Below are 13,246 nucleotides of genomic sequence, written 5' to 3'. Positions count from 1 at the left end.
ATTGGTGGAATTAATTTAGAGCGTATTTAACTCTCCCGATAGGTCGTCTATTCCTATAATTGATATACTGAAGAACAGTAAATGCACTGATCTTTGCAATAATTCTAGTGAACAGTCCTGCAGTTTGTTTTGCATAATTACGGAAGATCATGAATTGGTCACAGAGCTGTGAGAAGTTGGTCTCTATCCTCTTTCTGGCCCTTGCATATGGCTTGAAAGCCGGCTTCCAATTCTTCATGTTCAACCGATAGGGAACTTCGAGTTTTATGCCGACGGAAGAGAACAGGTCCTGCTGTAGTTCGGCACTGAGGTAAGCACGGTCTCCAATTATACTACAGTCATGGAACCGGAACTTGACATCCTTCAGATAATGGATGTCATGAATGTTTGCAGGACTGAGGTCATAGGAATGTATGACTCCGCTTAACCCACAGACTGCATTCTTTAAGTCTGTCAAACAGATTATTCTCACTGTCAATGCTCAGATGCTTTGCTGTCAAGCTGAGGGCTATAACTTCGAGATCTGAAAAGCGGGGGACAACGCCCCGACGAGGTATATTTCCTCGTTCATTTACTAAATCTTTAGAGAAAACCTTGCATATGTCGAAAAATTTCACGAAATTTGAATACAAGTTGTGCATACGTTGAATTGTACTTAGATGTTTTGTCACTACTAAGTTGCTAATAATCAATGATATGTGCAACTTTTTGAACATAAATCTTTTAGGCATTTAATTCCGCCAACGGGTTTCATATAAGTAATTACTCTTACTAAGAATGAAAAAATATATATTTCTAAGCAAATACCGAAAAACTAGTCAAAGCAATACATAAAGTTATTGCAGCATCAAGCCGATGAATAGATATTTGATTATACTTGTATTGTCTATAGCATATCCAATATGCTTAAGTTCACAGAATATATATGGCACTGTCATAGGAGAGAATCATGCTAAACTTTACCTTGCAACAGTGGCACTGTTGGAGAAAAGAGATTCTACTTTTATTTCTGGAGCAATAAGTAACGATGATGGAAGTTTTTCATTTAAAACTAGTCCAGCCAATCGATTGATTAAAGTTTCTTGTGTGGGGTATAAGACTACTATTGTACCAGCAGCAGATAGCATTACCGTATTGTTACACACTTCAGAACAAAATATAAAAGAAGTAACAGTTACTGCCAATCGCCCAACTTTCACGATGTCGCAGGGTATGTTCGTATCCTCTATTCAGGGAACCATTTTTAGTAAATTAGGGAAAGCAACTGACGTACTGCAGAAGCTGCCTATGATGAGCAGTGATGGTATCAGCGTATTGGGTAGAGGTACACCACTGATTTACATTAATAATAAATTGATGAGAAATTCTGGCGAACTGCAAAGAATATCAAGTGATATGATTAAAGATATCAAGATTGATATGAATCCTGGAGCAAAATATAGTTCAAATGTCAGAGCTGTCATATTTATTACCACTGTCAAACCCGTTGGAGATGGTTTGGGCGGAGACGTGACATTTCAAGAAAGCGTATCAAACTACTGGAATACTTATGGTGGACTGAATCTTAACTATCGTAAAAAGAATCTTGATCTCTTTCTTAGCACCTCACTTAATACTTTCAGTAATGCACATTCATATCGCAAAGATGTTTATAACTTTAAGTACAACAATAAGGGTATCTATGCTAATTACGAAGGTGATGGCTACCAGTCTTCAAAAGGTGGCTTTATAAGTGTAGGATTTAATGATCAGATTTCCACGAAACAGTCAATCGGAGCAACCTATAGTTTCTCTAGAGTGTTTTCAAACAACATGACTCAAAAATATCATAACCAGATGATTATGGATACTGGTACTTCCGAGTTTGATACAAACACAGATAATCTTAGCCAGAATGGCAAACATAGCTTAGACGTGTATTATGAAAATAAATTTAATGATAAATTGTCTTTAAATATTGATGGAACTTATGCCCACTATAATAATTATAACAAACAAACTGTAAGTTCCACTGACACAGATAAAAGTTCTACACTTATACCAGCATCTAGGTCCAACTCTGATATGGCAGCGATAAAGACCGTATTTACCTCTTCTATTGCTTTAGGCAAGTTGGAATATGGCTTTGAAACAACTTATACTCATTATCGTCAAAAATATAATGTGGAGAATGATGACTATAATGGAGAACTAAAGAACAGTAACAACGAATCACGACAGACAGCAGCTAATCTTTTCGTTAATTATAGCAGAGAATTTGGTAAAGTATATACTCAAGTGGGTGTTAAATATGAATATACCAACTATAATTACGACTCAAATGGTAAACGTTTAGATGAGAGCAGTAGAAAATATAATTATATTCTGCCTTCACTCACACTTTCGTATAACATGAAGAGCCTATCTCTGGCACTAAGTTATAACATATATACTAACCGTCCAAGCTACAGCCAACTTGACGATGGATTGCAATATATAAGTTACTTCCGTTATTATAAGGGAAATTCTCAGCTCAAGCCGACATACAATCATGATATTTCTTTGATTGGATCATACAGAGATTTCCAGCTGACTTGTGACTATACCTATTCGAAAAATGGGATGATTTCATGGTTCGATGTGATGGAAAGTACACCTGCCGTGCTTTCTACAGATAAGAATTTTTCATATCCTAGCATATATTCAAGTATGTCTTATTCGCCTACTTTATTCAGAATATGGAAAGCATCATGGAATATATGGGTGAATAAGCAGTGGCTTACATATGATGGTTTGAGTTATAACCGACCGCAGTATGGCATGCAGTGGAAAAACCTTATTATCCTTCAAAAGGATTGGATGATCATCGTCAATGCAAATGGAAATCTGAAAGGTAACGCCGACACCTACATGGCCCGTCCTGTGATGAGAATAGACATGGCGGTACAGAAAAATATGAATAATTGGAGGTTTAAGTTAGGCGTATCTGATATTTTCAATTCAAAAGAAAAAGGATATTCGCAATATGTCAATGCATATACCTCACATTATGTCAATAGTTACAGTCCTACATTCTATTTGACTTTTTCGTACTCTTTCAATCCAGCAAAATCAAAATATAAAGGAAAAGAAGCTGGTCAGAGCGAGATGAAACGTCTGTAACCGAAAATAGAGTAATAATCATAATTTATATGAAACATTTTTCCCTCCAACATGATTCAATGCAATGTGGTGTAGCCTGCTTGCAGATGATAAGTAAATATTTCGGCAGGGAATATTCTCTCCACTTCCTGTCGAATATTTGCTTTGCCACAAGCGAAGGAGTTTCTCTGTTGGGGATTAGCGAAGCTGCCAATGAGATTGGTCTGCATTCAGTATGTGCTAGAACTACAGTTAAGGAACTGTCTGACGTTTCATTACCTTGTATTCTGCATTGGAATCAGAATCATTTTGTTGTATTGTATAAAGTAAAGAGAGGTAAAAAGTTTCATATTGCTGATCCTGGAAAGGGACTTATAATTTATAATATAGATGAATTTAAAAGTCATTGGGTAAGTACACGATCTAATGGTGAGGAGAAAGGTGTGGCAATGTTCCTACAGACAACTCCTTTGTTCTACAGCTGCAATAAAGATGTTTCTGAAAATAAACAGAGACGTTCATTCAGATTTCTGTTTGGATATGTAAAGCAGTACAGACGTTATTTTGGGCAGATTGTGTTAGGGCTTATTGTTGGCAGTCTGCTGCAACTTGTGCTTCCGTTCTTGACACAGAGTATCGTTGACGTAGGCATAAAGAACCAAGATATAAGATTTATATGGCTTGTGCTGCTGGGACAGCTTATGCTTACGATAAGTCGTACGGTTATTGATTTTATCCGTCGCTGGTTGCTACTCCATATCAGTATGAGGATAAATATTTCACTTGTAAGTGACTTTTTTATAAAATTGCTCAAGCTACCGATGTCTTTCTTTGACACAAAACTGATGGGTGATCTTATGCAGAGAATGAATGACCACAGCCGTGTGAATACGTTTATGACACAGCAGACACTGAACATTATGTTCTCAATGCTCACATTCGTGGTGTTCACCATAGTGCTGTTCTTTTATAACAAGTTGGTCTTCTCAATATTTCTTATAGGTAGTGTTGTTTACGGAATGTGGATGGCGTTGTTTCTGAGGAGAAGGAAGGTACTTGATTATGAACTTTTTGAGCAGCAAGCTATAAATAATAACAAGACATACGAGTTCATAACATCCATGCAGGAAATAAAGCTGCAGGACTGTGAACAACGTAGACGCTGGGAATGGGAGGACGTGCAGGCTGATCTGTTCAGTGTGCAGATGAAGAGTCTGAAACTACAGCAGACGCAAGAGGCGGGAAGTATATTCATAAACGAGATTAAGAATATCGTGATTACTGTAGTTGCCGCAACAGCTGTGATCCACGGTCAGATGACCCTTGGTATGATGCTTGCCGTGCAATATATAATTGGGCAGTTAAATAGTCCTGTAGAACAGCTTATGAGCTTTTTCTATTCAATACAGGACGTAAAGATAAGTCTTGAACGCATAAATGAGATCCATTGCGTGGATGACGAGAACGGAAAAACTGGTTTACAGACCAGTCTGCAAGACACAGGAAAAGGTGTTGAAATTGAGAATGTCATGTTCAAGTATGATCCGCACGCTCTGAAAGAGACGCTGGACAATGTCAATATACATATACCTCAGGGTAAGGTTACTGCGATAGTAGGTGCTTCAGGTAGTGGAAAAACCACTCTTGTTCGGCTTATGCTTGGATATTATCCCGTACTAGGGGGACATATCATGGTAGGAGGAACGGACATTAATCGACTTAACAAGAAGTGGTGGCGCAGACAGTGCGGAGTTGTGATGCAAGATGGAGTGATCTTCTCTGAATCAATAGCACGCAACATTGCAGTGGATGACGCGGATATAGATAAGGGAAGGTTGCTGAAGGCTGCTGAAATAGCTTGCATAAAAGATTATATTATGGGACTTCCGTTGAAGTTCAATACAAAGATTGGTCGTGATGGGGTTGGATTGAGTCAGGGACAAAAGCAAAGAATACTTATAGCAAGAGCTGTTTATAAAAATCCCGACTACATCTTCCTAGATGAGGCAACAAACTCCCTAGATGCAAGTAACGAGAGGGCTATTGTGGAGAACCTTGATAAGTTTTATGCCGGACGTACCGTGGTAATCGTGGCGCATAGGCTGAGCACGGTGAGAAATGCCGACCGAATAATAGCAATAGACAAAGGAATGGTTGCAGAGGCAGGAAGTCATGATGAGCTGATTGCGAAGCGTGGAGTTTACTACAATCTAGTGAAAAACCAATTGGAACTGGGGAACTAGAACCAATAAAGATATTGAATGATATGGAAACAACTGATAATATTGAATTGAGGAGCGAGCGAGTTCGGAAGATAATAGGCAAAGTGCCTCCCCGACTCATAAGCGTTGGAATAACAATAGTGACATTGTTTATCGCGGGAATGATATTGGTAGTGACAACAGTGCACTTTCCATTTACAATAGAGTGTAGTGGAGGCATACATTATTTTGAGGTTTTCCCAAGTACTTACTATTATGCAAATATAGAAGTTCCTTATAGATATTTGTATCTGTTTCATGAACACAGACGTTTCAATATCTCTTTTGAGGGCTTCAGTGAGAACGAAACGGTTGTTGCAACGACAGATGCTTTTGATGATAGAGTGATAACTAAAGAAGGCGAAAATTACTTTGTAGCTTTTGCACGTGTATTGAATCCTAGAGTTTATGGACATGTGATACAACCTAATCAGAAATTCAAAGCAGTGACGGTTGTAAGCGACAAGACTTTATTAAATCTTATATTCCATGGGGACACTAGTGCAAGATAATTATTTTTGAGTCTCCTTTAAGAATAGTGACAGGTGTTAATAATGTTCTTTCACTTGATATATAGTTTGAAAACTGGGCTGTAGTTTGTAAGCCCCCCCATACCTTTATAGGTTTTCCTATACCATAACGGGTACAAAATGATAAATAGAACCTTTAAGTATACCCTTTCGGTTCTTTTCTTTGTTTATTTCAACTATTTTACTTATATTTGTCCCGAAAAGGTATAACAGTATGGAACAAACAAGGCTGTCCAAACAAATCAAGGCACTCCGCAAGGAGTATAACCTTACTCAGCAAGACCTTGCCTTCAAGTCTGGCGTCGGCCTACGTTTCCTCCGGGAACTGGAGCAGGGAAAGCCTACTGTCCGTATGGACAAAGTGAACCAGGTGCTCGAAATGTTCAATTTACAATTAGGTGCAGTACCTCTGGAAAGGAGGCAGGGTAAATGAGACAGGGTAAAGTCTTAGTCAGTGGCGTTAGGGCAGGAATCCTCACAGAGGATGAAACAGGATATACATTTGCTTATGATCCGGACTATTTGTCAAGAAAAGATGCTTTTCCGGTAAGTCTTACTTTGCCTTTGCGCAAAGAGTTATACCATAATAATGTGTTGTTTTCTTTCTTTGACGGATTGATTCCTGAAGGTTGGATGCTTAATATTGCTGAGCGTAATTGGAAAATCAATCGTCGTGATCGTATGGCACTGTTGCTTACATGCTGTCATGATTGTATTGGAAATATAAGTGTGGAACCTGTCAATGATGTGGAATGATGGAAAGATGTTTATGTTGTTATCAGCCTTTGCGTGCCGGAGAAGTGGATTATCATCCACAATGTGCTAAAAAGTTCTTTGGTACAACAGTTCCTGTACTCCCTTATTCACGGAAAGATATCAACAAACTGGCTCTGGTAATGGTTGAGAACCGGACTGCGTTAACTGGTGTTCAAGCTAAATTGTCAATGGACTTGGAGCATGATGCAAATGGGAAGGCCCAGCGACTGACTATCGTCGGAGTGATGGGCAGATATATCTTGAAACCCCAGACCGAAAAGTTCATTTGTCTCCCGGAGATGGAAGACCTTACCATGCATCTTGCTGATATAGCTAGGATTTCAACCGTACCCCATGCCCTTATCCGGTTTCCGGATGGGGAGTTGAATTATATTACTCGCAGGATTGATCGTACAGGAGAAGGAAAGAAATTACCAATGGAAGATATGTGTCAATTGTCTGGGAAGCTGACTGAACAGAAATACCAGGGCAGTTATGAAATGATTACACGCCTGATAGAAAAGTATTCGTGTGCTGCCAAACTGGATATTGTCAACTATTGGGAGCAGGTCGTGTTTGCTTGGATTGTAGGCAATGCTGATATGCACTTGAAGAACTTCTCCCTGTACAGCCCAAAGAATGGAAAATATGTCCTGACACCTACTTATGATCAAGTGGCAACCGCTATTGTCATGCCTGAAGACACAGAAGAACTGGCTTTATCACTTAATGGCTTTCAAAAGAAATTGCTTGCAATGGACTTTATGGAGGCTATGGAGGCAACGGGAGTGTCAGAGCGAGTAGCTAAGAGACTTTTGCGTCATTTTACGATCCTTAAAGCCAAATGGTTCAATTGTATTGATGCATCATTCATTGCTAAGCAACAGAAAGAAAAATACAAGGAACTCGTAAGTAAGCGTCTTACTATATTAGAGAAGTTGTAAAGGTCCTTTCTTTTGTTTATTTGTCCCAAAGCCTTTCTCTTTAAATATTTCTTCACATCTGACTTCGATAGGCCTTCAATATTTGGTCTTCGTCCTTCAGATAGAAAACAAGTTTTTGGTTCCCCTCATAGACGACTTCTGTGAAGGGATTGACCCTCCAGTCTTTGAGATCTTCTTTGATTTCTTCTATTAAAGTGTTTTGAAATGCTTTTGACATTTCTGCAAGTTTAACCACAATGGCATTATTGACGGAATCGACTTCCATCCCAAGAATCCTACCGGAACTGCCTTCTCCTTCTACTAACTCCCGGATTCCATAAGCAATCTGCTGATAAACGGATTCTATATTTAAATCATTCATTGGTTCTTTCTTTAAGTTCAACAAAGATAATATTTTTGATTTAAAGAGGACTATCTGAATTCCGTTTTTCTTGTTTCACTTGAAAAAATGGTTCTAAATGGGGTTGATAGGGGATGTATCATCATATTGGTGGAATGGACAATAAGAAAATGATTGGATAATGGCGTGGAAAACACGAAGGATATCGGTGAGACTAGGTTCATCATAACAATAAAAAACCTAATCCAATCGTGAGACGGTCTTGTCTACCAATTGAATTAGGCGAGTGCTAAAAGTTAAATGATTAAATCGAGTTTTAGAAACCTTTTGAAAAAGTTTTATCTTTCATACTATTCCGGATTTATTTGATGTGAAATGAAATAGAATGTCTTGCTGATTCCGCAAATATCTTGTCGATGGCCGACTGGATGGAATTTCACTTGGTCGTTTGGGCCTCATGAGTGCGGATCTTATACCCGTAAAAGGCATAGAACATCACTACCAGAAAACAGGGGACGCATATCCAATAGGCATTCTGATTGCCTAAGGAATCTTTCATGAAACCGAATATCGTCGGAATGACGGCTCCACCGACAATACTGGTGACTAACAGGGATGAACCTGTCTTGGTAAATCTCCCCAGGTCGACTATTGCTAAAGGCCATAGTGAAGGATACATCAGTGAACATCCTAAGGCGATGAAGGTGATACAGTAGATGGACAGGTCGGGTGGGGCGAGTATGACGAGCAGTGAACCTATGATGGCAATGAAGGAACAGATGCGAAGGGCCTTGTTCTGTGAGAGGTATTTGGGGATAAGGAAGATTCCACAGATGTAGCCGACTACCATACCAATGCTTGGCAATATGGCGTAATAGTCAGGATTTGCCAAATTCAGATTTGTAGCATAATCGACGGGTGTAGCTCTTGCTATGGTTTCCACTTCGACATAGAGGAACAGGGTGATGGCACCGAGTATGAGATGAGGAAATTCCCATATTGATTTCTTTGATGCAGCGTAGGGGCAGTCTTCCACATGACCTTCATCTTCTCCGACAGCTTTGATTTCTTTCAGAGGTGATTTGTACATGATGACGGCTAAGATGACAGAAAAGATTGAGATGAAAATAAAAGGTAGGGAAGTATCATTGAGGGACACTTCCTTGATGGGTTTGCCTATGATGATGCCCAGGACGATTGGGGCGATAGCCCAGGCACAGGAATTGCAGATTCCCATAAGACTCATGCGCTTGGCGGCACTGTCGATTGGACCTAGGATGGTCACATAGGGATTGATGGCTGATTGTAACGTGGCATTAGCTGTGCCGGAGATGAAGGATGCCAAGAGGAAAAGACCCAGTGAGCGCAGGGCTGAGGAAGGGATGAAAAGTAAAAATCCGATGGCATAAAACAGAAAAGAAAGTGACATGGTGCGCTTATAACCAATGTGCCTGATCAGAAGTGATGCCGGATAGGAAAACAGTAGGAAAGCAGCAAAGTTAGCCGCCAGAACAAGATAGGACTGACCTGCCGAAATTTTGAGTGCTGACTGCAATAAAGGGACGAGATAGCTGTTTATCCCGAGCGTGAATCCTACCGTAAAATACATGATACCAATGTAAATCAGCGGTACCAGAAACTTGTTCTTACTCATGTAATTAAAATATTATGTGTCCGTTTATGCCGGGCACAAGGTGAATAATAGATATTGTTCTTTTCCTCAAATCAAAAGACCTCGCATCATCATTTTTCATTTCTGAAAATCAAGTCTTCACATTTATAAGAATGGCAACTAGAATTGGCGGATACCCTTATAGTTAAGCCTTCTTTTTCAGATAATGAAATTCCCCGTTAATCCTCTTTTTACCTTTTTCTTTATCTTTATTCTGTGCAAAGGTATAAAAAATAGAATTAAAACGAATCAAAACGATTATATTTTATTTGAAAAACATATCTTTATGATTGATTTGTGGCGGAATATTCTTCTATTTGTGCTTTAATGACTGACCTCTGATGTCTCTTTTTCCGAAGATGGTGTAATCTGTTCTTTTCCTTAAGATACCTGGTCGGGTGTAAATTGAATGATTTTTGTGTTCTTATGATAACGAAATAAAGTATGGAGCCTTAAGTGTTTCTTTCATTACGCCCTTATATTGGGTAGACCTATCAAGTGAATGGCCTGTCACTTATTCGGTTTTATCCAATAAATAGGATCTATCAGAAAGGAATAAAATGCTCAAATGGCTTTAGAATGATCTAATGGTAATTTGCTCGTAACCTTTCTGAACTGTACGCGGCAAAAGCGAAGAAATAGATGTGATAAAGTGTCTGAAACTTTCCTTGCCCAGACACGATAAGAATGTCAATTCACATCAGGTGGTTTTAACGGAACAGAAAATTAAGGCTTCACGAATTGCCTGTTGTTTGTGGACGGATCAACCGAAACAATACTCTTTAAAGTATGAGATACAGAGGGCAGTTATTGTCGAAAAAGATACTTTCATTTGAAGAAAGTCAATAGGCCTCTCTGTATTTGTTTTCGTCCTTGTCTTCCAGCATGGAGAGATAAGAATTGTAACGGCTCTCTGCGATGTAATGCTCTTCCACAGCTTTTTTTACCGCGCATCCGGGTTCGTTCGTATGCGTGCAATCCGAGAAGCGGCATTGCTTAGAGAACTCGAAGATGTCGCGGAAATAACTCGACAGTTCTGCAGGTTCGATGTCAAAAGTTCCGAATCCTTTGATGCCCGGTGTATCAATGATATAGCCGCCTTCAGGCAGTTCGAGCATCTCGCTGAATGTCGTGGTGTGCGTACCTGTATTGTGTGCTTCACTGATCTCTGAAGTACGGAGATGAGCTTGGGGTACGAGTTGGTTGATGAGTGTTGATTTTCCCACGCCACTGTTTCCACTGACCAGTGTGACCTTGTCTTTCAGCAGAGGTTTCAGTGCTTCTATCCCTTCACCGCTTTTTGCCTGGATCTCTATACAGGAATAACCGATATGGTCGTAGAGATCCATCATCATTCTTTGGTAATGGATTTCATCATCACTTAACAAGTCATGCTTGTTGAAAACTAGGGTGACAGGCACTCGATAGGCTTCGGCACCAGCCAGAAAACGGTCGATGAAAGTTGTACTCGTCACGGGATAGTTGACTGTAACCATCAGAAGGGCGAGGTCGAGGTTGGCAGCCAGTATGTTACTCTGTTTGGACAAGTTGGGGGCTTTCCGGATAATATAATTTTTCCGGTCTTCGATGGCTGTGATGAGAGCCGTCCCCTCAGGATTCTTCGTGATTTCGACATGGTCACCCACTGCCACGGGATTTGTAGAGCGAATGCCTTTCAGGCGGAAATTGCCTTTGACCTTGCTCTCTACGATATGCCCGTCGAGTGTCTTGACCGTATACCAACTGCCGGTATTCTTGATGACAAGTCCTTTCATTATACCGTCATAATCTCTTTCTGTTTGTCAGCCAGCAAGAGGTCTACATCCTTGACGTACTTGTCATGCACCTTCTGGAGTTTGTCTTCGGCGTCTTTTTCCAGATCTTCAGAAAGTCCGTCCTTTGTACCCTTTTTGAGTTTTTCTTTATATTCACTGCGGACACTGCGGATTTCCACCTTGGTCTTTTCTCCCATCTTATTGCACTGTTTGACGAGATCTTTCCGTCGTTCCTCAGTAGGTTGAGGGAGATTCAGGCGGATCACTTCACCGTTGTTCTCAGGTGTGATGCCCACGTCAGAGTCCATAATACCCTTTTCTACAGCTTTGATTTGCTTGCGGTCCCAAGGGCGGATCACAATAGAGCGGGCATCAGGGATCGTGATGCTGGCAACTTGATTCAGGGGTACTGTCTGTCCGTAAGATTCTACTTTCACGCCATCGAGGATGGCTGTGTTGGCGCGTCCTGCACGAATGCGCGCCAATTCTTCTTCAAGAAAGTTTGTGGCTTTCTTCATACGGTCTTCTGCACTTCTTAGTGTTTGCTTAACGTCTATCATAAGATTTTATATTAGATTCGTATTGACAAAATTAGAGATAATATTTCGATTGTGCAACTGTTTACCGGCATTTTTGACAAGCCGGCGTTAAATCGGTTCCTTAGGAATCTCTTTTCCCTCCATTAAGGACAAGATTACAGTAACTCTCCAACTCGCATTCATCGGCAGATAGCCGCATGTTGTATCTGATCCTCTTAAAAAGGAATGCCGAGTTTTTGATATTGCTCTGCCACCTGGTTCGTCAGATGGACGAATTCTGCGACGGAGAGTTGTTCCGGTCTTTTAGTCATGATCTCCTGAGAGATAAAGTCCTTGTCGATCTGATCTTTACGGAACATTTGCCTGAAACTGACTCTGAGCATTTTTCGGCGTTGGTTGAATACAGTCTTGACCAGTCGCTTGAAGAGTTTTTCATCACAGTCCAGATGTGTGACCTTGTTGCGCGTCATTCTGATCACTGCACTTTTGACCTTTGGAGACGGGTTGAAGACATCTTCGTCAACGGTGAAGAGATACTCCACATTATACCAGGCTTGTATGAGCACGGAGATGATGCCGTAGGCTTTCTTTCCGGGTGGGGAGGCAATCCGCTGTGCCATTTCCCGCTGGATCATACCCGTACAACAAGGGATGATATCCTTATAGTCAAGCATCTTGAAAAAGATCTGGGAGGAGATATCATACGGGTAATTGCCTGTCAGGACAAACTGGCGGCCGTCGAATACCTTGGAAAGGTCCATCCTCAGGAAATCTTCACCGATGATGTTCTCTTTCATGACGGAGAAATGCTCATGGAGGTAGTTCACGGATTCCGTATCGATCTCGACGACTTTCAATTCCCGTGATTTCTGCATGAGATATTGAGTGAGGACGCCCATGCCCGGACCAACTTCCAAAATCGGAATTGCAGGACAGGCATCGACGGTGTCGGCGATACGCTGCGCAATGCTCAAATCTGTCAGAAAGTGCTGTCCGAGATTTTTCTTGGGTCTAACTTTGTTCATGTTTTTGAATTTCTTTTGCAAAAATAGTAAATCTTGTTGATAAAACTGGCAGCCGATCGGAAAATCATACTCCGGTGCAGGAAATACTTTCGGCCTACCCGGTTCCGTTATGCCGGAGCAAAGGAAGAGACTCTATCAGAACCCTCATACAATAAGGCACGAAAAAAGGCGGAGCAATTCTCATCGCTTCGCCTTTTTGTATTGTTTCAAATGCTTTCTTTCAAATTTGGCAAGATTACTTGTTACTCATGTTTATCTTACCGTTTACCTTAATAGCTTGTGCA

Annotated in this window: 11 protein-coding genes and 1 pseudogene; 6 read left to right on the top strand and 6 right to left on the bottom strand. The window is 40.5% G+C overall.

Going from position 1 to position 13,246, the window contains the following annotated elements; translation table 11 throughout:
* Positions 1-10 precede the first annotated feature (10 nt).
* Positions 11-716 (bottom strand): annotated as a pseudogene (locus tag NG821_RS01130) (IS982 family transposase).
* A 139-nt stretch (positions 717-855) separates the two neighbouring features.
* Between NG821_RS01130 and NG821_RS01125 the strand changes: the two are divergent.
* The 6 genes from NG821_RS01125 to NG821_RS01100 all read left to right on the top strand — a co-directional run bounded on the left by NG821_RS01125 (position 856) and on the right by NG821_RS01100 (position 7,611).
* Complete coding sequence (locus tag NG821_RS01125; RefSeq protein WP_252759822.1) at positions 856-3,141, top strand: TonB-dependent receptor domain-containing protein; 2,286 nt, start codon at positions 856-858, stop codon at positions 3,139-3,141.
* A gap of 29 nt (positions 3,142-3,170) precedes the next feature.
* Positions 3,171-5,363 carry a peptidase domain-containing ABC transporter gene (locus tag NG821_RS01120; RefSeq protein ID WP_252759821.1) on the top strand — a complete coding sequence of 731 codons (2,193 nt, stop codon included), beginning with the start codon at positions 3,171-3,173 and terminating at the stop codon, positions 5,361-5,363.
* 23 nt (positions 5,364-5,386) lie between these two features.
* Positions 5,387-5,893 carry a hypothetical protein gene (locus NG821_RS01115; protein WP_252759820.1) on the top strand — a complete coding sequence of 169 codons (507 nt, stop codon included), beginning with the start codon at positions 5,387-5,389 and terminating at the stop codon, positions 5,891-5,893.
* Between the two features lie 232 nt (positions 5,894-6,125).
* The gene (locus NG821_RS01110) at positions 6,126-6,344 is read left to right on the top strand and encodes a helix-turn-helix transcriptional regulator (RefSeq protein WP_252759819.1); all 219 of its coding nucleotides are present in this window, start codon (positions 6,126-6,128) and stop codon (positions 6,342-6,344) included.
* Positions 6,341-6,667 (top strand): HipA N-terminal domain-containing protein, encoded by a 327-nt coding sequence (locus NG821_RS01105; RefSeq protein WP_252759818.1) that lies wholly within the window; start codon positions 6,341-6,343, stop codon positions 6,665-6,667. The genes NG821_RS01110 and NG821_RS01105 overlap by 4 nt, the downstream gene beginning before the upstream one ends.
* Positions 6,667-7,611 carry a HipA domain-containing protein gene (locus NG821_RS01100; protein ID WP_252759857.1) on the top strand — a complete coding sequence of 315 codons (945 nt, stop codon included), beginning with the start codon at positions 6,667-6,669 and terminating at the stop codon, positions 7,609-7,611. The genes NG821_RS01105 and NG821_RS01100 overlap by 1 nt, the downstream gene beginning before the upstream one ends.
* A 52-nt stretch (positions 7,612-7,663) precedes the next feature.
* Here NG821_RS01100 and NG821_RS01095 read toward each other — a convergent pair whose 3' ends face one another.
* From NG821_RS01095 to rsmA, 5 genes are all read right to left on the bottom strand, one after another.
* Positions 7,664-7,972, bottom strand: a complete 309-nt coding sequence (locus NG821_RS01095; RefSeq protein ID WP_252759817.1) for a hypothetical protein — start codon at positions 7,970-7,972, stop codon at positions 7,664-7,666.
* Positions 7,973-8,387: 415 nt separating this feature from the next.
* Entirely contained in the window at positions 8,388-9,605 is a 1,218-nt protein-coding gene (locus NG821_RS01090; RefSeq protein ID WP_252759816.1) for an MFS transporter, read from the bottom strand.
* An 860-nt stretch (positions 9,606-10,465) separates the two neighbouring features.
* Entirely contained in the window at positions 10,466-11,398 is a 933-nt protein-coding gene (rsgA, locus tag NG821_RS01085) for a ribosome small subunit-dependent GTPase A (RefSeq protein WP_252759815.1), read from the bottom strand.
* Entirely contained in the window at positions 11,398-11,958 is a 561-nt protein-coding gene (gene frr, locus NG821_RS01080) for a ribosome recycling factor (RefSeq protein ID WP_252759814.1), read from the bottom strand. Before frr ends, rsgA begins: the two co-directional genes overlap by 1 nt.
* Before the next feature lie 194 nt (positions 11,959-12,152).
* A complete protein-coding gene (gene rsmA / locus NG821_RS01075; RefSeq protein ID WP_252759813.1) occupies positions 12,153-12,962 on the bottom strand; it encodes a 16S rRNA (adenine(1518)-N(6)/adenine(1519)-N(6))-dimethyltransferase RsmA in 810 nt (269 codons plus the stop codon).
* Positions 12,963-13,246: the final 284 nt, after the last annotated feature.

The sequence above is a fragment of the Segatella cerevisiae genome (assembly GCF_024054555.1).
In the GTDB taxonomy this organism is placed as follows: domain Bacteria; phylum Bacteroidota; class Bacteroidia; order Bacteroidales; family Bacteroidaceae; genus Prevotella; species Prevotella cerevisiae.
This window is presented reverse-complemented; position numbering and strand designations above follow the sequence as displayed.

Excerpts from the sequence above, each read along its gene's own strand:
- NG821_RS01125 (WP_252759822.1), top strand. The coding sequence starts at position 856 with ATGAATAGATATTTGATTATACTTGTATTGTCTATAGCATATCCAATA.
- NG821_RS01120 (WP_252759821.1), top strand. The coding sequence starts at position 3,171 with ATGAAACATTTTTCCCTCCAACATGATTCAATGCAATGTGGTGTAGCC.
- NG821_RS01115 (WP_252759820.1), top strand. The coding sequence starts at position 5,387 with ATGGAAACAACTGATAATATTGAATTGAGGAGCGAGCGAGTTCGGAAG.
- NG821_RS01110 (WP_252759819.1), top strand. The coding sequence starts at position 6,126 with ATGGAACAAACAAGGCTGTCCAAACAAATCAAGGCACTCCGCAAGGAG.
- NG821_RS01105 (WP_252759818.1), top strand. The coding sequence starts at position 6,341 with ATGAGACAGGGTAAAGTCTTAGTCAGTGGCGTTAGGGCAGGAATCCTC.
- NG821_RS01100 (WP_252759857.1), top strand. The coding sequence starts at position 6,667 with ATGGAAAGATGTTTATGTTGTTATCAGCCTTTGCGTGCCGGAGAAGTG.
- NG821_RS01095 (WP_252759817.1), bottom strand. The coding sequence starts at position 7,972 with ATGAATGATTTAAATATAGAATCCGTTTATCAGCAGATTGCTTATGGA.
- NG821_RS01090 (WP_252759816.1), bottom strand. The coding sequence starts at position 9,605 with ATGAGTAAGAACAAGTTTCTGGTACCGCTGATTTACATTGGTATCATG.
- rsgA (WP_252759815.1), bottom strand. The coding sequence starts at position 11,398 with ATGAAAGGACTTGTCATCAAGAATACCGGCAGTTGGTATACGGTCAAG.
- frr (WP_252759814.1), bottom strand. The coding sequence starts at position 11,958 with ATGATAGACGTTAAGCAAACACTAAGAAGTGCAGAAGACCGTATGAAG.
- rsmA (WP_252759813.1), bottom strand. The coding sequence starts at position 12,962 with ATGAACAAAGTTAGACCCAAGAAAAATCTCGGACAGCACTTTCTGACA.